21 protein-coding genes and 1 pseudogene are annotated in these 18,361 nt (G+C 72.5%); 10 read left to right on the top strand and 12 right to left on the bottom strand.

Going from position 1 to position 18,361, the window contains the following annotated elements; translation table 11 throughout:
• Window positions 1-442: 442 nt before the first annotated feature.
• Window positions 443-2,212, top strand: a complete 1,770-nt coding sequence (locus BJF79_RS38120) for an MMPL family transporter (protein ID WP_262403174.1) — start codon at window positions 443-445, stop codon at window positions 2,210-2,212.
• A gap of 32 nt (window positions 2,213-2,244) precedes the next feature.
• Complete coding sequence (locus BJF79_RS38125; RefSeq protein WP_075904669.1) at window positions 2,245-2,832, top strand: TetR/AcrR family transcriptional regulator; 588 nt, start codon at window positions 2,245-2,247, stop codon at window positions 2,830-2,832.
• Between the two features lie 10 nt (window positions 2,833-2,842).
• Here the strand turns inward: BJF79_RS38125 and BJF79_RS38130 are convergent, their stop codons facing one another.
• The 4 genes from BJF79_RS38130 to BJF79_RS38145 are packed head-to-tail and all read right to left on the bottom strand — an operon-like array spanning window position 2,843 to window position 4,284.
• Window positions 2,843-3,232: a hypothetical protein gene (locus BJF79_RS38130; RefSeq protein ID WP_075904671.1), complete on the bottom strand. Its 390-nt coding sequence runs from the start codon at window positions 3,230-3,232 to the stop codon at window positions 2,843-2,845.
• Window positions 3,229-3,468, bottom strand: a complete 240-nt coding sequence (locus tag BJF79_RS38135) for a ribbon-helix-helix domain-containing protein (protein ID WP_075904673.1) — start codon at window positions 3,466-3,468, stop codon at window positions 3,229-3,231. Before BJF79_RS38135 ends, BJF79_RS38130 begins: the two co-directional genes overlap by 4 nt.
• Before the next feature lie 43 nt (window positions 3,469-3,511).
• A complete protein-coding gene (locus BJF79_RS38140) occupies window positions 3,512-3,829 on the bottom strand; it encodes a winged helix-turn-helix domain-containing protein (protein WP_075904675.1) in 318 nt (105 codons plus the stop codon).
• Window positions 3,829-4,284, bottom strand: coding sequence for a hypothetical protein (locus tag BJF79_RS38145; RefSeq protein ID WP_075904677.1), 456 nt, complete (start codon window positions 4,282-4,284; stop codon window positions 3,829-3,831). Before BJF79_RS38145 ends, BJF79_RS38140 begins: the two co-directional genes overlap by 1 nt.
• Before the next feature lie 186 nt (window positions 4,285-4,470).
• On the opposite strand from BJF79_RS38145, the gene BJF79_RS56425 reads away from it, so the two are divergent.
• Complete coding sequence (locus tag BJF79_RS56425) at window positions 4,471-4,635, top strand: hypothetical protein (RefSeq protein WP_158079419.1); 165 nt, start codon at window positions 4,471-4,473, stop codon at window positions 4,633-4,635.
• Between the two features lie 25 nt (window positions 4,636-4,660).
• Here the strand turns inward: BJF79_RS56425 and BJF79_RS38150 are convergent, their stop codons facing one another.
• Both BJF79_RS38150 and BJF79_RS38155 read right to left on the bottom strand, forming a co-directional pair.
• Window positions 4,661-5,518 carry an SDR family oxidoreductase gene (locus tag BJF79_RS38150; protein WP_075904679.1) on the bottom strand — a complete coding sequence of 286 codons (858 nt, stop codon included), beginning with the start codon at window positions 5,516-5,518 and terminating at the stop codon, window positions 4,661-4,663.
• 2 nt (window positions 5,519-5,520) lie between these two features.
• Entirely contained in the window at window positions 5,521-6,729 is a 1,209-nt protein-coding gene (locus BJF79_RS38155; RefSeq protein ID WP_075904681.1) for an MFS transporter, read from the bottom strand.
• 246 nt (window positions 6,730-6,975) lie between these two features.
• Between BJF79_RS38155 and BJF79_RS63610 the strand changes: the two genes are divergently transcribed.
• Entirely contained in the window at window positions 6,976-7,317 is a 342-nt protein-coding gene (locus tag BJF79_RS63610; protein ID WP_262403175.1) for a hypothetical protein, read from the top strand.
• A gap of 8 nt (window positions 7,318-7,325) precedes the next feature.
• Here BJF79_RS63610 and BJF79_RS38165 read toward each other — a convergent pair whose 3' ends face one another.
• A complete protein-coding gene (locus BJF79_RS38165) occupies window positions 7,326-7,868 on the bottom strand; it encodes a PepSY domain-containing protein (protein ID WP_158079420.1) in 543 nt (180 codons plus the stop codon).
• A 264-nt stretch (window positions 7,869-8,132) separates the two neighbouring features.
• Here BJF79_RS38165 and BJF79_RS63615 point away from each other — a divergent pair, with 264 nt between their 5' ends.
• From BJF79_RS63615 to BJF79_RS38175, 3 genes are read left to right on the top strand one after another with little or no spacing between them, the layout of a single operon-like run.
• The gene (locus tag BJF79_RS63615) at window positions 8,133-8,582 is read left to right on the top strand and encodes a response regulator transcription factor (protein ID WP_262403176.1); all 450 of its coding nucleotides are present in this window, start codon (window positions 8,133-8,135) and stop codon (window positions 8,580-8,582) included.
• Window positions 8,573-8,830, top strand: coding sequence for a winged helix-turn-helix domain-containing protein (locus tag BJF79_RS63620; RefSeq protein ID WP_262403177.1), 258 nt, complete (start codon window positions 8,573-8,575; stop codon window positions 8,828-8,830). Before BJF79_RS63615 ends, BJF79_RS63620 begins: the two co-directional genes overlap by 10 nt.
• A complete protein-coding gene (locus BJF79_RS38175) occupies window positions 8,831-10,276 on the top strand; it encodes a sensor histidine kinase (RefSeq protein WP_075904685.1) in 1,446 nt (481 codons plus the stop codon).
• An 18-nt stretch (window positions 10,277-10,294) separates the two neighbouring features.
• Here BJF79_RS38175 and BJF79_RS38180 read toward each other — a convergent pair whose 3' ends face one another.
• Complete coding sequence (locus BJF79_RS38180) at window positions 10,295-10,672, bottom strand: hypothetical protein (protein ID WP_075904687.1); 378 nt, start codon at window positions 10,670-10,672, stop codon at window positions 10,295-10,297.
• Window positions 10,673-10,928: 256 nt separating this feature from the next.
• On the opposite strand from BJF79_RS38180, the gene BJF79_RS38185 reads away from it, so the two are divergent.
• The 3 genes from BJF79_RS38185 (at window position 10,929) to BJF79_RS38195 (ending at window position 12,830) form a co-directional block, all read left to right on the top strand.
• Complete coding sequence (locus tag BJF79_RS38185; RefSeq protein WP_075904689.1) at window positions 10,929-12,137, top strand: helix-turn-helix domain-containing protein; 1,209 nt, start codon at window positions 10,929-10,931, stop codon at window positions 12,135-12,137.
• A 49-nt stretch (window positions 12,138-12,186) separates the two neighbouring features.
• A complete protein-coding gene (locus BJF79_RS38190; RefSeq protein ID WP_075904691.1) occupies window positions 12,187-12,465 on the top strand; it encodes a hypothetical protein in 279 nt (92 codons plus the stop codon).
• A gap of 62 nt (window positions 12,466-12,527) precedes the next feature.
• Window positions 12,528-12,830, top strand: coding sequence for a hypothetical protein (locus tag BJF79_RS38195; protein ID WP_143220762.1), 303 nt, complete (start codon window positions 12,528-12,530; stop codon window positions 12,828-12,830).
• Between the two features lie 305 nt (window positions 12,831-13,135).
• On the opposite strand, the gene BJF79_RS38200 is transcribed toward BJF79_RS38195, so the two are convergent.
• From BJF79_RS38200 to BJF79_RS52085, 4 genes and pseudogenes are all read right to left on the bottom strand, one after another.
• Window positions 13,136-13,504 carry an ACT domain-containing protein gene (locus tag BJF79_RS38200; protein ID WP_075904695.1) on the bottom strand — a complete coding sequence of 123 codons (369 nt, stop codon included), beginning with the start codon at window positions 13,502-13,504 and terminating at the stop codon, window positions 13,136-13,138.
• Between the two features lie 406 nt (window positions 13,505-13,910).
• Complete coding sequence (locus BJF79_RS54460) at window positions 13,911-14,654, bottom strand: HEAT repeat domain-containing protein (RefSeq protein WP_143220763.1); 744 nt, start codon at window positions 14,652-14,654, stop codon at window positions 13,911-13,913.
• 203 nt (window positions 14,655-14,857) lie between these two features.
• Window positions 14,858-16,951 carry a S8 family serine peptidase gene (locus BJF79_RS63625; protein WP_083734551.1) on the bottom strand — a complete coding sequence of 698 codons (2,094 nt, stop codon included), beginning with the start codon at window positions 16,949-16,951 and terminating at the stop codon, window positions 14,858-14,860.
• Window positions 16,952-17,021: 70 nt separating this feature from the next.
• Window positions 17,022-18,176 (bottom strand): annotated as a pseudogene (locus BJF79_RS52085) (S8 family serine peptidase); the annotation flags it as partial.
• Window positions 18,177-18,361 lie beyond the last annotated feature (185 nt).

An 18,361-nucleotide genomic window follows, 5' to 3' on the forward strand; every position in this document is an offset into this window, starting at 1 on the left:
GATCGGGACGGTTTCGACGCGTTCGACGCCGTCGAGGGCGCCGATCCGGTCGCCGAGGCAGGCGTACAGGGCGTCGTCGTCCGAGTCCGGCGGCCGTTGACGACAAAGCGCTAGTCGACTAACAATTGCTACTCCACTAGCGCTTTGGAGGATGTCATGGCGGTGTCGCTGGCCCGGCTCGGGCGGTGGTGTTTCCGGCGGCGGTGGTTGGTGGCCGCCCTGTGGGCCGGGCTGCTCGCGGTGTGCGGCGTCGGCGCGGCCACGCTGTCCGCGCCGACGCAGGACGCGTTCGCGGTGCCGGGCACCGAGGCGCAGCGGGCGAACGACCTGGTCATGGAGCGGTTCCCGGACGCCGCGGGCGGCGGGGCGAGCGCCCGGGTCGTCCTCGCCGGGGCACCGGACGAGCGCGCGGTGCGGGCCGACCGCCGCGCGGATCGCGGCCGTGCCCGGGGTGGCCGGGGTCGCGGAACCGGTCGTCTCGCCGGACGGACGGGTCGCGGTGCTGGAGGTCGGGTACGGGGTCCCGGCGGACGAGCTGACGGACGCGGACCGCGCGGCGCTGCGGGCCGCGGCGGAGGGGCCGGGCCTGCGGGTCGAGCTGAGCGGCGACGCGTGCCGCCGCCGGAGGAGGGCGCCGGGGAGCTGGCGGGGGTCGCGGTTCGCGGCGGTCGTGCTGACGGTGACGCTCGGGTCGCTGACGGCGGCCGGGCTGCCGCTGCTGACGGCGATCGCCGGGATCGGCGTCGGGCTGTCGGCGATCGTGGCCGCGTCCGGGTTCCTGACGCTGAACTCCGACACCCCGGCGCTGGCGCTGATGCTCGGCCTCGCGGTCGCGATCGACTACGCACTGTTCATCATCTCCCGCTACCGGGACGAGGTGCTCGCCGGGCGGGAACCGGTGGAGGCGGCCGGGCGCGCGGTCGGGACGGCCGGGACGGCGGTGGTGTTCGCGGGCCTGACGGTCGTGATCGCGCTCGCGGGGCTCGCGGTCGTGGGCATCCCGGTGCTGACCGAACTCGGGCTCGCGGCGGCGCTGACCGTGGCGGTGTCGGTGCTGGTCGCGCTGACGCTGCTGCCCGCGCTGATCGGGTTCGTCGCCGGGCGCTGGGGGCGGCGGCCCGCGCGGGCCCGCACCGGCGGACGGTGGGGACGGTTCGTCACCGCGCGCCCGGTCCCGGTGCTGGCGTTCGCGGTCGCGGCGCTGGCGGTCGCGGCGGTCCCCGCGCTCGACCTGCGGCTCGGCCTGCCGGGCGACGGGACGGCGCCGCGCGACACCACGCAGCGGCGGGCGTACGACCTGGTCGCGGACGCGTTCGGCCCCGGGTTCAACGGGCCGCTGACGCTGGTCGTGCAGGACGCGGACGCCGCGGCGGCGGCCCGCCGCGTCACCGCCACGGTCGGGGCGCTGGACGGCGTCGCCGACGTGCGGACGGCCGCGGTCGACGACGCGGGCCGCACGGCGCTCGTCCGGGTGGTGCCGGACGGCGGGCCGACGAGCGAGGCGACCGAGGAGCTGATCGAGGAGATCCGGGACGCGACGGGCCCGGGGGTCGCGGTCACCGGGCGGACGGCGATCGACGTCGACACGTCCCGCAAGCTGGCGGGCGCGCTGACCGGGTACCTGCTGCTCATCGTGGGGCTCGCGTTCCTGCTGCTCATGCTGGTGTTCCGGTCGGTCCTGGTGCCGCTGAAGGCGACGGCCGGGTTCCTGCTCAGCATCGCCGCGACGTTCGGCGCGGTCGTCGCGGTGTTCCAGTGGGGCTGGCTGGACGGCGTCGGCGTGCACGCGTCCGGGATCATCGTGAACCTGCTGCCGGTGATGATGATCGGGATGGTGTTCGGGCTGGCGATGGACTACCAGGTCTTCCTCGTCACCCGGATGCGGGAGGAGCACGTGCGGGGCGCGGCGCCCGTCCCGTCCGTGGTCGCGGGGCTCGCGCACGGGTCCCGGGTGGTGACGGCGGCGGCGCTCATCATGATCAGCGTGTTCGCCGGGTTCGTCCTGTCGGACCTGCCGATGCTGCAGTCGTTCGGGTTCGCGCTGGCCGTCGCGGTGTTCTTCGACGCGTTCGTGGTGCGGATGACGATCGTCCCGGCGGTGCTGGCGCTGCTCGGGCGGGCGGGCTGGTGGCTGCCGCGGTGGCTGGACCGCGTCCTGCCGCGGGTGGACGTCGAGGGCCGGGGCCTCGTGGACGGTCCGGACGGTCGGTAGGGTCGACCGGAGGCACGTACGGGAGGTGCGCGGTGGCGTCTGGGCTACGGGAACGGAAGAAGGCCCGGACGCGGGCGCTGATCCAGGCGACCGCGCTGCGGCTGTTCCGGGAGCGCGGGTACGAGGCGACCACGGTCGAGCAGATCGCGCGGGAGGCCGAGGTCGCGCACACCACGGTGTTCCGCTACTTCCCCACGAAAGAGGACTTGGTGGTCAGCGACGACTACGACCCGGTCCTGTTCGAGGCGCTGCGCGGCAGCCCGCCGGACGTCCCGCCGCTGCGGGCGCTGCGCGACGCGATGCGCGCGACGCTCGACGGGCTCCCCCCGGCCGACGCCGCCGCCGCACGGGACCGGGCCGTCCTCATCCTGGACGTCCCGGCACTGCGCGGCGCGGCGTTCGGGAACCTCCTCGCGACGATGCGGACCCTCGGCGAGGTGTTCGCCGAGCGGACGGGCCGCGCCCCGGACGACCGCGCCGTCCGGACCCTCGCCGGTGCGGTCTTCGGCGTGTTCCTCGACCTGATGGTCCGCTGGACCGAGGACCCGTCGATGAACCTCCCGGACGCCGTCGACGAGGCCCTCGAAACGCTCCAGTCGGGCCTCGCGTCCTGGGCCTGACCGGGACCGCTCAGGGGATCGGCTCGACCCGGACGTCCGGGACGCCGGTGTACTCCTCGGGCGCGGCGGTCAGGATCGGCCAGCGGCGCCAGCGCGCCGACCAGGCGGCCTGCGCGATGTCGAGCCGCAGGTCGGGGGTCGCGGCGACGAGCCGTCCGGTCTGCTTGGCGATGACGTCGTCGAGGTCGTCGACCTGGACGACCTGCATCGCGGGGAGCCGGTCGAGGACGGTGCGGCCGCGGTCGGGGACGAGCTGCCAGGCGCGGGCGAGCGCGGCGGCGGGGATGACGACCGTGGCGTGCTGGGCGATCGACGCGCGCAGCCGGGCCCGCACGTAGATCGTCTTGCCGGTGGCCAGGTCCAGGAGGGCGGTCGCGTCGAAGACCTGACCGGTGATCACTGGGCGTGCCGGTCGTGCGGCGCGTTCTCGTCGACGAGATGGTCGATCATGGCCTGCTCGGCGGGGGTCGGCGGGCCGAACAGCTCGTCGACGGTCGCGGCGTCGCGCAGGTAGGACAGCTTGAGGCGGGCGCCGTCGGCGAGGAAACCGGACACCGAGGCGATCTTCTTGTCCTCGGCGAGCCCCTGGAGCGTGGCGGCCAGCTCATCGGGGAGCGTGATGTTGAGACGCGCCATGCCCACACGATACACACTCGTGACCGCCGGAGTGTGTATCGCCTCAGGACGCTTCTTCCCCCGCGGGGGCGTGCCGGGCGGCGGCGACGATCGCCTCCAGCGCCGCCGCGTGCCGCGCGAACGCCTCCCGTCCTCGCGGGGTGAGGCGCACGTGCGTGCGCCGCACACCGCCGTCGCGTCCCTTCTTCACGGTCACGTAGCCGGCGTTCGCCAGCGCGGTGATCTGCTTGGACAGGGCCGAGTCGCTCGTGCCGACGGCGTCGCGGACGAACGCGAACTCGGCCCAGTCGGCCGGCGCGAGCAGCGCGACGATCGACAGCCGCGCAGGCACGTGCAGGAACTCGTCGAACCCGGGCTCCATCAGGTGTTCCGGACGAGCGCGGTGTACAGGCGCCGGGAGGGTCCGGCGAGCGCCAGGAAGAGCAGCGCCAAGGCGGCCGCCGCGAAGATCCGGGGCGTGGGAAGCCCGAACGACAGGACGCCGAGCGACGCGACGACGTTGAAGGCGATGTAGCCCGCGAGCACCAGGAAGGCCCCGAGGAGCACGAACAGGCCGTCGCCGACGTTCGCCTTCATGCGGACGGCGGCCCGGCGGCGCTGCAGGATCACCGACCCGATGAGGACGCCCTCGCCCAGCAGGAAGGCCAGGGTGTCCCACGGCGCGGGCAGGTCGGTCGACCCGAAGGCGATGAAGATGCCGAGCGCCGTCGCGCACATGTAGGGCCAGGCGAACTGCTGACGCACGTGCTCGTCGCGCGTCCGTTCCTGGAGCCGGTGCGCGTCGGCGAGTGCGCTGCGGGCGTCGTCGGGGTTCATGGCAGCCCTCCCTCATCTACTTTCCTGTGAGGAAAGTAGCACGTACTTTCCTCACAGGAAAGTCGCGGCCGGGGCCACCGGGACACGCTTTCCTCTCGCCCGCCCGGTGAGGGCTTTACACTCGCCGGATGCGCCGACGAGATCGACCTGTCGACCGGACGGGCGCTGGCCTGCGGGCGGCCGTACGTGCGGCGGGCCCTCGGCGACGGCACCGTCCTGAAACGCCCCGGGACCGCGCTCGCGCGCACCCGCCCGCGCGACGGCGCGACGCTGTGGCGCCGTCCGCTGGCCTCGGCCGCCTCCGGCGGGCGGGTCTACGCCCGTTCCGCGACCGTCCCGGGCCGGCCGTGATCGCCCTCGCACGATGACCTCCTCCTCAGGGGGTGAACGCGGCGGCGTGGGCGCGGGCGAAGTCGGCGACGTCGCGCGGCGGACGGCCGAGCAGCTCGGCGACCGTCCCGGTGGTGTGGTCGCCCCAGCCGGACGCGTACGCCCGCGCGTACTCCTCCAGCATGTCGACGATCCAGGCCGGGACCCCGTACCCGAGGAGCGCCGCGCGCTTGGCGTCGTCGCCGACCGGCCGGTACCTCACCGGCCGGCCGAGGGCGGCGCCGAGCCGCTCGGCGACCTCGGCGAACGTCAGCGAACGCGGGCCGGTCAGGGTGTAGGTCCGGCCGTGGTGGCGGCCGGGGTCGTCGCGCAGGATCCGGGCGGCGCAGTCTGCGATGTCGCGGGCGTCGATCATGCCGATCCGCGCGTCCGCCATGTTCAGCGCGAACGTCCCGCGGGCGATGTCGGCCGCCTCGTTCAGCAGGTTCTGCATGAACCAGTGCGGCCGCAGGATCGTCCACCGCATTCCGGACGACTCGGTCTCCACGTCCGACAGGGCGTGCAGACGTCCGCTGCGGTTCGGCGCGTCGTGCGCCGCCCCGACGACCGACAGCCGCACGATCCGCTCGACGCCCGCGCGGCGCGCGGCCCACAGCGCGTTCATGTTGTGCTCGGGCGCCCGCGGCCCGTTCGGCACGAGCAGCCACACGTCCTGCACGCCCTCGAAGGCGGGCGGCAGCGACCGGGCGTCGTCGAGGTCGCCGACGCACGTCTCTGCGCCCGGCACGCCCCTCGACGCGTCCCGGACGAGGGCCCGCAGGCGCACGTCCGTCCCCTTGAGGGCGTCCATCAGCGCGGTGGACACGGTTCCGGTGGCTCCGGTGATCAGCACGGTTCGCGACACGGTCAATCTCCCTTGGCGGTGGCGAGGACGAGGTTCGGGGTGCGGGCGGCGGCGAGCCGTTCGAGGGCCCAGAGGACGACGGTCCCGGTGGAGAGCGCGGCGCCGAGGACGCACACGGCGGTCCAGCCGCCGTGCGCCCAGACCACCGCGGTCAGCGCGGAGCCCACGGCGCCGCCGACGAAGAACACGGTCATGAAGGCGGAGTTGATCCGGTTGCGGGCTTCGGGGCGCAGCGCGTAGACGACGTTCTGGCTGCTGTTGAGCACCGCCTGGTGCGCCAGGTCGAGCAGGACGACACCGGCGAACAGCCAGACCACCGAGCGTTCCCCGCCCGCGAGCAGCAGCCACGACGCCGCCAGCAGGACCGTCCCGGCCCCGCTCACGGCCTGGACGCGGCCGCGGTCGGCCAGCCGTCCCGCGACCGACGCGGTCAGCGCGCCCACGACCCCGACCAGGCCGAACAGCCCGATGGCCGACTCCGACCAGCCGTAGGGCGCCCGCGCCAGCAGCAGCGTCGCGGCCGTCCACAGCACGCTGAACGACGCCAGGCTCAGCGCGGCCATCGCGGCCCGCCACCGCAGCAGCGGCTCGTACTTGAGCATCGCCACCGTCGAGCGCAGCAACCCGCCGTACGAGAGACCCGCGGGCTCACCGTCGAGGCGCGGCAGCCGGACGCGCAGCAGCACGGCCATCAGCGCCATCAGGACCGCGCTCACCCAGTAGACCGTCCGCCACCCGCCCAGCTCGGCCAGCGTGCCGGACGCCGTCCGCGCCAGCAGCAACCCGAGCATCAGCCCGGTCATCACCGTGCCGACGACCTTCCCGCGCTCCTCGGGCGCCGCGAGCGTCGCCGCGAACGGCACCACGACCTGCGCTCCCACCGAGGTCAGCGCGGTCAGCGCGGTCCCGGCCAGCAGCACCGCGCCGCTGGTCGCGGTGGCCGACACCAGCAGGAACACCGCGGTCGCGGCGTAGAGGCACACGGCCAGCCGCCGCCGGTCCACCAGGTCGCCGAGCGGCACCAGCAGGATCAGCCCGAGCGCGTACCCGCACTGCGCGGCCGTCACCACCAGCGCCGCCGCCGACGCGGTCATCCCCAGCTCGCGTCCGATCAGATCGAGCAGCGGCTGGGCGAAGTAGTTGTTCGCGACCGCCAGTCCGGTCGCCGTCGACATCAGCAGGAGCAACCCGCGCGACACCTGAGGTCTCATGCCGTCAGCCTCGGCCAAGGATGATCGATGAGTCCAACACATGTTCGTCATCGGATCTATCGCGAAACGAGATAGATCCGTCGCGAACGAAGAGACGATCAACCTAACTTGTGCCGAAATGTCGCAAATGAATCGCTCTGAAGAAACGTTCAGAATGCTTCAGCCTGGCCTCAGGAACGTCCGTCATGGTGAATCCATCGGAGGAACAACGCACCGAGACCAGGGAGGAATCCGATGGACCTTCACATGGGGAACACCGTCGTGGAAGAAGTGACCGTGCTTCCACAGCCTGAAGTCCGCCATCCCCATATGTGGTCCACGCTAGACGCAGATACGCGCACGCAGTGTCCAGTCGGGCACGCACACAATATCGCGACGGCCACCGAGAAATGGCGTTTCTACTGCCTGCACTGCCTGGTCGTGTGGGAGGACCTGTACGAGGCGCGGCACTGCGGCCACGGGATCGCCTGGCAATTGAGCGGGGTGCCCGCCCAACCGCCCTGGGTCGATCCGATCTGCCCGGAGTGTCACGACCTGCGGGTGAAGGCGCTCCCGATCGGCCTGGCGGCGCACTCCGCCGCGCACTGACGGACCGATCAGTCGTCGCCCCCGCCGGAGATGTTCGCGACGAGCGCGCCGGAGGCGGCGTCCACCTTCAGCTTGTGCGCCGTCCCGTTCTCGGCGGTGATGTCGATCTCCCAGACGTGCGCCGTACGGCGGTACTCGAAGTCCACCGAGACCATGGTGCCGGGCACCTCCTCCAGCGCGACCCGCGCGGCCCGGGACGCGCTGATCTTCGCCGATCGCAGCGCCGCGGACTGGGCCGCCGGACCCGCGACGCCCTCATCGGACTTGGGGTCGTCGCAGCCGTCGCCGTCCTCGGAAACCTCGGGCCGGTCGATCTGGTCGGCCAGGACGCGGCCGTCGTGGACGTCGAGGTGCAGCTCCCGCCAGGTGCCGTCGACGGCCAGCACGTCGGTCTCCCACACCAGCCTCCGGCCGTCGTAGTCCATCTCCAGGCCCTCGATGTGGCCGCCGGGGATCGTTTTCAGCGCGGCGTCGGCGGCCCGCAGGCCGGTGATGCGAGACGCCGACCGCCGATCGCCGCCGTCGCGGGCGGCGGCCACGGACGTGGTCACGGCCCCGATCAGCGCGCCCACCACGACCGCCGCCGCAAGCGACGCCCCCCGCCCCGACAACGCGTTTCTGGCAGCGAATTTCATGACCCTCTCCGGATATGTCCGCATTCCTCACGCACAAGGCAAGGAAGGAAACATCTCTGCCGCACATGCTAAGCGGCCGATCGGACCGCTTCCGCGGAATACCCGCCGGAAAGCCTATTTGAACCGCGACCGACCGAACGTTGACTCCACCTTTAGATAGACCTCTGACAGGCTAGGAAGATGCGCCTACTGATCGTCGAGGACGAGAAACGGCTGGCCAGATCGCTGGCGCAGGGGCTGGCCGCCGAGGGCTTCGCGGTCGACACGGCGCACGACGGCGCAACGGGCCTGAACAAGGCGCTGGAAAACGACTACGACCTGATTCTGCTCGACATCATGCTGCCCCGGATGAACGGCTACCGGGTCTGCTCGGCCCTGCGCTCGGCGGGCGACGACACCCCGATCCTGATGCTCACCGCCAAGGACGGCGAATACGACCAGGCCGAAGGGCTCGACACCGGCGCCGACGGCTACCTCACCAAACCGTTCTCCTACGTGGTGCTGCTCGCCCACATCCGGGCCTTGCTACGGCGCCGCACCCGGGGCGCCGCGCCCCTCATCGAACTCGGCGACCTCACCATCGACCACGCCGGCCGCGCGTCCTGCGCGCCGACGTACAGGTGGACCTGACCGCGAAAGAGTTCGCCGTCTTGGAGCATCTGGCGGCCAACGCCGGCCTCGTCGTGTCGAAGGCGCAGATCCTCGCGCACGTCTGGGACGGCGCCTTCGACGGCGACCCGAACATCGTCGAGGTCTACGTGAGCTCGCTGCGCCGCAAGCTCGACGCCCCCTTCGGCCGCAGATCGATCACCACGGTGCGCGGCGTCGGATACCGGCTGGCCGCCAACGGCGGCGCTCGTCCCGGCGGGGACGCCTAGATGCCGCGTCCGGTCGGCTCGGTGCGCGCCCGCACCACGGTGGGCGCGACCGCCGTGGTCGCCGCGGCACTGGCCGCCGCGGCGCTGATCATGGTGTCCCTGCTGCGGGCCAACCTCGCCGGACACACCGACCTGCGGGCCGAGATGACCGCCCGCGAGACCGCCGCCGAGCTCGCCACCGGCACCCCCTGCGACCGCCTGGAGCTGGACAACACCGACGAGCGCCCGATCCAGATCGTGGACGCTGCCGGCCGCGTCCGCGCGGCGAGCGAAGACCTGCAGGCCGTCAGCGGCACCGGCGATCCCGCGACGACGCACGGCCCGCGGGCCGCGCGGCTCCTGGCAGAAGAGGACGGCGACGACCTGGACGAGGAGGATCCCCGCTCGGGCCGGGTCTCCGAAGAGGCCCGGCACGCCACGGGCCGCGCCACCGTGGACGGCCGCACCGCCGACTACCGGTTCGCGGCGGTGGAGGCGACCACCCCCGACGGCGAGACCTTCACCGTGTACGCGGGCGCCTCCCTGACCACGTCGCGTGAGGCGGTCGCCACGGTGGACCGCGCGCTGCTCGTCGGCCTCCCCCTCCTGCTGGGCGTGGTGGCGGGCGGAACCTGGCTGGTCACCCGGCGCGCCCTGCGCCCGGTGGCGGCCATCCGCGGCGAACTGCTGGAGATCACGGGCTCCGGCGATCTGACCCGGCGCGTCCCGGTGCCCAGGTCGCGGGACGAGGTCGCGGAACTGGCGGACACGACGAACCAGACCCTGGCCGCGCTGGAACGCTCCGTCACGCGACAGCGCGAGTTCGTCGCCGACGCCGCGCACGAGCTGCGCACCCCGATCGCCTCACTGCGCACCCAGCTGGAGGTGGCGGCGGCGCACCCCCGGCTGCTGGACATGGCCGAACTGACCGACGACGTCGTCCGGCTCCAGCACCTGGCCGCCGACCTGCTGCTGCTCGCCCGCCTCGACGCCGGAGACCGGCCCGTCTCGCCGGAGCCGGTGGACCTGGCGGAACTCGTGCGCGACGAACTGCGGCGCCGTCCCGCGGGCGCACGCGCGCTCGTCATCGAGGCCGACGTCGCGGACGTGCCGACGGTCGCGGGCAGCCGCGTACGGCTGGCCCGCGTCCTGTGCAACCTGCTCGACAACGCCGAACGGCACGCGGCCGCCGTGATCCGCGTGCGGCTCGCCGCCCACGGCGGCGCGGCGGTACTCCGCGTCGCCGACGACGGCGACGGGGTGCCACCGGACGACCGCGCACGAATCTTCGAGCGGTTCGTCCGGCTGGACGAGGCCCGCAGCCGCGACGACGGCGGCGCCGGCCTCGGCCTGGCGATCACCCACGACCTGGTCCGCGCACACGGCGGGGAGATCACCGTCGGCGACGCACCCGAGGGCGGCGCACTGTTCGAAGTCCGCCTCCCCGCCCGCCGGTGGACGCCGTAGCCGCGCCCGTCTTCGCCGTCAGGCGGCCGCCCCGCGAAGGTCGAGGACGAGCGCGTCGGAGTGCGGCGGCTCGACGCGGAACTCCGCCGCCTTCCGACACCCCCGCCGCACGTACCAGCCGTAGGCGTCGGCACCGAGCACGGCGGCGAGCGTGGCGATCGGCTCCGGACGCTCGCACAGGAGAGCGTCCAGCAGCGCCCCGCCCAGGCCCGCCCCGCGTTCCGTCCGCTCGACGACCAGCTCGACCACCGCGAACTTCGGCGCGTCCAGGACGTCCGGGGGCGGTAGGGACGCGTTCGCCCACCAGCCACCGCGCCGCATCGAGAACCCGAACGCGAACCCCGCGAGTCGTTCGTCGCGGCGAACCTCGACGAGGGAGAAGCCCGACGCCCGCACCTGCCCGCGCGTCCGTTCCAGGAAGCGGGCCCGGGAGAACTTGGGCGCGGAGTCGTACGGCGGCTCCGCGTAAACCCGCCCATACAGGTCGGCCAGCTCCGCGAGCCCCCCAACACCTCGCCCCCACCAACCCGCCGCACTTCTGCACCGTTCACGGTCATCTCCCCTTCCGTGGCCATCCCCGTTCCGGCGGCCGGGCAGGGGCCTCGCGACTTACGCTGAGGATGTCTGATCCCTTGAGGAAGGTGCGAGGACGATGCGGGACGAGATCACCATAGGCGCCCGTCTGCGGGCACTTCGCCGATGGCGCGGGCTGACCCTTGAGGAACTCGCCGGGCTCGCGGGTTTGTCGAAGAGCTTCCTGTCCATGGCGGAGCGGGGCCAGCGCGCTTTGGACCGCCGCTCGCACATCTCCGCGCTGGCGTCCGCGCTCCGCGTCTCCGAAACCGAACTCGTCGGCGGCCCGCACCTCACCGCCGACCCCGTCCAGGCGGCGCCGCACGCCACGATCCCGGCCGTCCGGGCCGCGCTGATGACCAACACGCTCACCGCGCCGGCGGCCGACCGGGCCCGGCCGCTGGACGAACTCGTCACCGAGATCGGGCGCATCGAACGCAGCAAGTACAAGCATGAGACGGTCGGGGAGAAGCTGCCCGCCCTCATCGGCGAACTGCACGTTCACGCTTGTGCACCGGCGGACGAGGCGGCGCACCGGGCGGCGTTGCATGCTCTCATCGAGGCGTTCCAGACGGCCACGTTCGCGGCCAAGGACCTCGGCTACGGGTACCTGGCGGCGATCGCGGCCATGCGCGCCGCCGAGGCCGCCGCGCTGCTGGACGACCCGGTCGCCGCCGGGAAGGCCGCGACCCTGCGGATCCACACGATGCCGACCACCGCCCGGCACGAGACGCTCGCCGCCGCCGAACGCGCGGCGGACGCTCTGGAGCCGCACGTCCGGGACGACCTGGGCGTGCAGGTGCTCGGCATGACCACCCTCGCCGCCGCCTTGCAGGCCACGGTCGTCCACGAGCATGGACGGGCACGCGACTGGCTCGGCCGTGCCGCCGAACTGGCCGACCGCACGCCCGACACCCCGGGCGCCAACTGGGGAGCGTTCTCCGCCTCGAACGTCGGCGTCTGGAAGGTCGCGCTGGCCACCGAGCGCGGCGAGCGCGGCGGCACGCTGCTGGAACTCGCCCGGGACGTGGACGAGCGCGCCATCGCCCCGCGCCGCGGACGGCACGCCACGTTCGTGGCCGATGTGGGGCGCGGGCTCGCACGGGAGAAAAGGACCCGCGCCGAGGCCGAGCGCTGGCTGCTGCGCGCCGAGCGAATCGCGCCGCATAAGATTCGCAATTCAGGCCAAGTGGCCGAAACCGTAGCGGTTATGGTGCAGCAGAACAAGAGCACCGCCATAGGCCGTGAGCTGCGAGGACTCGCCGCACGGATGGGCATTCCGCACTGAGTTCACGCTTGTGACTTTCGGCATCCGCCCGAGTCCTACCGTTCCGGCCATGGAGACCACGAACGGTTCGGCGCCGCTCCAAGCCCTCGCCGACGAGTTGGCGCGGCGCGGCTGGCGCACGCGTCTGCACGGTGACGCCCTGACGGTCACCAATCCGGCGGCGCCGCGCCTGAACGACCGCATCGCCTGCGACGGCGTCGAGTTCCGCTGGGCCTGGGGGCAGTCGCTCGGCCGGGCCGACGACGTCACGGCGGCCGCAGACCGGATCGTCCACGTGCTGCGAGCCGTCGAGGACGAAGCGCCGGTGGTCCCTCCATTTCCGAACTAGGGCGGCCCGGCCTGGTGCTGGCACACCAGGGGCCGGGCCTTGGCCGGAGGGTGGTCCGACCTATGGCAGATCGTACTTTTCAACCCGACCCGCTCGCGGTGCTCGGCGCGCATCTGGGCGCGCGGCGACTCGACGTCGAACTCACCGCGCACGGCTTGCGCGTCTCGAACCCGGGCGTGGGCGGGTGCTGTGACGACGCGTCCGTCCTGGGCGACGTCATCACGTGCCGTCCGCGCCCCGACGACGGCGGACGCCACTGGTTCTGGACGTCCTGTAACGAACCGATCGCCGAAGCCGACCGAATCGTCGAAGCGACCACGTTCGTCCTCGCCTACCTCGCCCGACGCGACGGGACGGAACGGTGACCGCCGCCGAACTGCAGCGGCGCTATCCGGGCACGTGCGTATGGGCTGGGGCGTTCACGCGACGGTGGTGGGCGCTCATCCGCGACGGCGCGGGACACGACCGGCTCCTCGAAGCCGCGACCCTCGCGGAGTTGGCCCGGCGGCTGGACGAGCAGCGGCGGGTGCCGCCGGTGCATGCGCGGGCCGCCGCGCCGAGTCGTCCTCTCGCACCCCGGCATCGGCGACCGGCTCGGCGTGGCCTGTTCGCCTTCCTCGGCCGTCGTCCGTCGGCTGCAGCGATCGCCGAGCGGACGCGCCGGACGGCCTTACCTGCGGACGGTGTGTCCTGCGGCTTCGAGGGCGGTGACGGCATCGTCCAGTCTCGGTTCCGGGACCAGGAGCAGGTCGGCGTAGTAGGTGGACACGGCGAACACCGAGATCCCGACCTCGGCGAGCGGGTCCACGAGAGCGGCCAGCATGCCGGTCGCCTCCAGGTCGTGCGCGGTCTCGCCGCTGTAGAGGCCGACCCAGCGGTCGTTCCGGACGTCGTGCGGGGCCTCCCTGACCACGGTGAGACCGCCCCCGGGCGCACGCACGAGGGCGGTCCACTCGTCGTCCTGGGGACGGGTCGCGTCCGGCAGGTGCTCGACGAGGAACGGGGTGGGGAGAACGGCCAAGCTCTGCGCAACCGACATGTCGCTAAAACTAGCCGCGCTGGTGGTCAGAAGGGAGGCTCGTCGGTGTAGCCATCCATTGCAGCCGCCGCGAAGTCCTCCCAGGTCTGGGTCAGGTCCTCGCTGAGACACCGTTCGATCTCGTACTGCACCCAGGGGTCGGTCTCGACTTGCTGCAGCGTGCTGAGCCGAGGGCGGAAGTCGGCGAGACGGAAAAGGTGGATTGCGGCAACGCCGTGTGATCGAAGGCGCGGGTCCGCGTCGTCTATGAGTCCGCCGACCACGTCGACCAGCAGGCTTTGCGGAGGGTCTTCCTGTTGGAACGCGTACGGCCAGGCGAGCTGGTATGCCCCATGCCGTTGGCGTTCGAGGTCGTCGCACGCTAGTTCCGAACAGATGTCTATGAAGGTGAGTTTGCGCAGAATACTTAGTGCGTTGAGCCCGCGTGGAGTGCTCGACCTGGCGTGTTGCGCGATGTCGTCCGCGATCGCTTCGGCGTCGGACAGAGTGCGCCCGTGCTTGTGCCTTTCCCAACGCAGTTGGTCCCACAGTTCGCGCGGACGGTCGGGTCGGGGTCGCTCGTCATGGCGGCGAGCAGAGCGTTCCAGGCGGTGTCGCCGAGCGCCGGCTGTTGCAGCAGCGACTCTCCGGCGCGGGCACGCCGGGGTGGTGACGGGTCGTCGGTGAGGACGGCGAGGAGTTCGGGTTCGTCCAGCGGGAGCCGTTCGCCGAACCAGCCCACGTCGTAACCGGCGACGATTTCGTCCAGCCACCGTTCGTACCAGGCCAGGAAGTCGATGTCTTCGACGACGTACGGGCCGACCGGTCCTTCGCTGTCGAGGTTGAACAGCCGTCCGCGCGCCGGTCCCGTCACCACGAGGTGGGTCACGAGCGAACATCCGTGGGCGGCTATCGCCAGGGTGCCTCGCAAAAAGTTCCGGTCCGGCCTTGGCACATCCTCGTACCGCTGCTCCCAATCACCGAAGTATCGCGGGCCGGGCAGGTACGGGCTGGGCTGGGCTAGGTGGCCCGACCGGCGATACGTACAGCATGCGGTGTCGAGACGGCACAGCCGGTAGCCCGGGCCTGCGCCTTCGGCTCCCAGTTCGGTGATGAACAGGCGGTAGTCCGGGGGAAGCTCCACCTCGTGGCGTTCTTCGAACTCGGCCACGACGGCCTCGGGCAACGGCGGCTTGAGTTCGAACCGGTGTGTTTCCGCGCCGAAGGCGTCGACGGTATGGGGGCCGAGCGCGCTGCGGCGAGTTTGTCGGCTATTCGACCCAGACGAACGTGATCGGTGTCCACCACCGGCTCACCTTATGGCGCTGGGCGGCGCCCGGTGGAGGGATTCCCTCCGCCGGGCGCCGGGGTGGGTCAGTTGACGTTGTAGGCGCGGATGATCGTCTGGTCGATGGCGCTGCCGCCCTCGTCTTCCGCGCTGACGCGCAGAGAGACGGAGCCCTTGGACGGGAGCGGGGCGCTGAACTTGCCGTTGCCGAGGGGCTTCGTCTCGGCTTCGGTCCAGGTCGCGCCGTCGTCGGTCGACGTCCAGAAACGGAGGCCGGTGACCTTCGTGTCGCCGGTGCCCGCCATGCGCGACGCCGTGAAGACGGCCGGTTCGTCCGTCGGGCGGTTCGTCAGGTCGAGGTTGAGGTCGTAGTCGACGAGGAGGAGCGGGACGCCGGTGCTCTCGTCGCCGCGGGGGGCGCGGGAGTCGAAGGTCCAGGACGTCGACGTGCGCGTCGACACCGGGAGGATCGCCGACGAGTCGTTCTCGTACGTCAGCTTGTACTCGGTGTCGCCGGACGGGACGGTGAAGTCGCCGACCGGGCCGTCCGTCTCGCCGACCTTCTTCCCGTCGGCGGACAGTGCGAGCTTGCCGGTGATGCCTTCGACGCCGCAGTCGAACCCGTCCGGACGGGTCTGCAGGTCGACGAGCGCGACGTGCAGGTTGCCGCGGGTGCGGGTGGTGGGGGCCGGGACGCACGTGCTCGATGAGAAACCGGTGCCGGAGTACGGGCCGGGGCGGAGCGGCTGGCGTCCCCACGTGTGTTCGACGTGCTGGCCCGGCCGGAACTCGGTCACCGTGGACTGGTCGACCCAGCCGCCCGGGATGTCGCGGGGCGAGCCCCAGGCCGTCCAGCGGATGCCGTCGCCGGTCGACACGTGGTCGGTGCGGGTCGTCCCGGCGGGTGTGCCGTCGGCGTAGGCGTCGAAGAGCAGCAGGCCCTCGGGGGTGAGCCCGTAGCGCTTGTCGGCGAGGACTTCGGTCGCGTCGCCGTCGAACGCGGCGAACCGCGCGTCGACGCGGGCCAGCTTCGCGTGCTCGGCGGCGGTGATGACGTGGGACGGGTCCGCGGGGATCCCGTCGCCGAGCGGGCGCAGGACGTCGTAGAACCCGTCGGGGCCGCGGAGCCGGTGCGCGGCGTAGGCGCGGAGCGAGCCGGTCTGCGGGGCGTCCATCGGCTGGAGCATCATGGGCGCCGCCTCGGCGTCGCCGGAGGTGGTCGTCATCGACCACATGCCCTGGTCGGTGGACTGGACGACGTTCGCGTAGTTCGAGATCGCCTTCGTCTGGACGCCCTCGACCTGCACGGTGGCGGGGACGGCCTTCGCGCCGTCGAGCGTCACGGTCGTGTCGCCGTCGACGAGGACGTCGGGGTCACCGGCGACGGCGTAGTACCAGGCGTCACCGGTTCCGCCGCCCTGGACGGTGCCGAGGATCGAGTACCGCCCCTCGGGGACGCGGATCTTCGTCGCGCCGTCCGCGACCTCGACGGTCGTGGCCAGTTCCACGACGTCGGTCGTGTTGACGACGGTCGCCCAGGCGTACAGGTTCGCGGGGTCGGCGCCGGGGAGCGGGGTCGCGTCGATGGTGAGGGTGTGCGTCGGGGGTTCGACGTAGAGCGTGGCGACGGTCTGGACGGTCGCGCCGCCGCCCTTCGCCGTCACGACGGCGGTGTGCAGGCCGGGGTCGAGGCGCGATGCGTCGATCGTCAGCGGGGCCGTGGCCGTGCCGTTCGCCGGGACGTCCACGTGGGACGGGACGGTCGCGGCGCCGTCCGTCGTGCGGCCGTCGCGGTCGGTCACTTCGACGTCGAGCGTCAACCGGGCGGCTTTCCCCGACGACGACGTCCAGCCGAGCTTCGTCGACAGCTCGCCATGGCCGGGGTACGCGGAGGTGCCGAGGTCGACGACGCCCTGGTCGGCCAGGACGGGCGTGCGTGCGGCTTCGCCGACGTCGAGACGTCCGGCGCCCAGTTCGTACGGGTCGCCGCCGGTGGCGGGGTCGGCGGTGCCGACGAGGGCCGCCTTCAGGCGGGACGGCTTCCAGTCGGGGTGTGCGGCGGCGAGCAGGGCCGCGCCGCCCGCGACGTGCGGTGCCGCCATCGACGTGCCCGACAGCTTCGTGTAGTTCGCGTCGAGCGGGGTGCCGATCGCGGTGCCTTCGGAGCGGGCGGCGATGATGTCGACGCCGGGGGGCGACGACTTCGGGTTTGGCGGTGCGCCCGACCGGGCCTCGGCTGGAGAACTCGGCGAGGCGGTCGCGGCCGTCGACGGCGCCGACGGTGAGGGCGGCTTCGGCCGAGCCCGGTGCGCCGACCGTCTCGATCGCGCCGTCGTTGCCCGCGGCGACGACGAACAGGGTGCCGTGCTCGGCGGTGAGGCCGTTCAGCGCGAGGGAGACCGGGTCGGTGCCGTCGGTCGGGTAGCCGCCGAGGCTCATGTTGACGACGTCGGCGCGGGCCGCGGCCCATTCCATTCCGGCGATGACGGCGGAGTCGCTGCCGTAGCCGTCGTCGCCGAGGACCTTGCCGATCAGCAGGTCCGCGTCCGGGGCGACGCCCTTGCGTTCGCCGCCGGACGCCGCGCCGGTGCCGGCGATCGTCGCGGCGACGTGCGTCCCGTGGCCGAGGCGGTCGGCGGTGTCGGGGGATTCGGAGAAGTTCTCCGTCGCGGTGATGCGTCCTTCGAGGTCGGGGTGGCCGGCGTCGACGCCGCTGTCGAGGACGGCGACCTTCGCGCCCTCGCCGGTGTACCCGGCGCGCAGGCGGCGGGCGCGCCGACCTGGCGCAGGTTCCGGTCGAGGCGGTGGGCGGCGGGGGCGGAGGGCGCGAAGGTCGCCTCGACCTTGCCGTCCAGCCAGATGTGCTCGATGCCGGTCGACTTCGCGCTCTTCGTGCTGAGGGTCTCGCCGAGGCCGCGGGCTTCCTTCTTGGGCTGCCGGACGGCGACGGCGTCGATGCTCGGCAGGTCCTTCGTCTTGTCGAGGCCGCCGCCGAGCGCGGAGAGGGCGCGGGGGCCGCCGGACTGCCGCACGATCAGCGGGAGGTCCTTGCTGCGCGCGTCGTCGTAGCCCTGCTTGATCAGGGACGTGACGTCGAACAGTTCGGGGTCGATGACGCGGCCGACGAGCCCGGCGACGTCCATCGGGGTGACGACGACGTGGCCGTCCGGGCGGATCTCCTTGCGGAAGGCGCCCTTCTCGCGGCCGGGCGCGGGGGTCACCGAGACGAGCGGGGGCTCGCCCTCGGCCGTCCGGACCGACACGACGTCGCCGGTCAGCAGGGTGACCTTCCAGGCTTTGCCCGGGGTCAGGCCGCCGGTGGGCGGTGGGGCGGCGTCGGCGGGTGCGGATACCGCGGCCAGTGCGCCCGCGGCGAGCAGGGAGCCGAGCAGTGCCCGGCTCCAGCGTTGGGGACTCATGTGTCTCCTCTGGCGGATGGGTTCGCTAGGTCTCTGCCGGAGGAAGCCTCCGTGTTCGCCCCCATAGGTCGGTTTTCTCGTGCGGCGGGAACCGGAATAGGGGGCTCACACGTCCTGTTAGAGAGAACATCAGCAAAGTTGAGTCGGGGCGACTCAAGTGATTTGACAACG

Source organism: Actinomadura sp. CNU-125 (genome assembly GCF_001942465.1).
GTDB lineage: Bacteria > Actinomycetota > Actinomycetes > Streptosporangiales > Streptosporangiaceae > Spirillospora.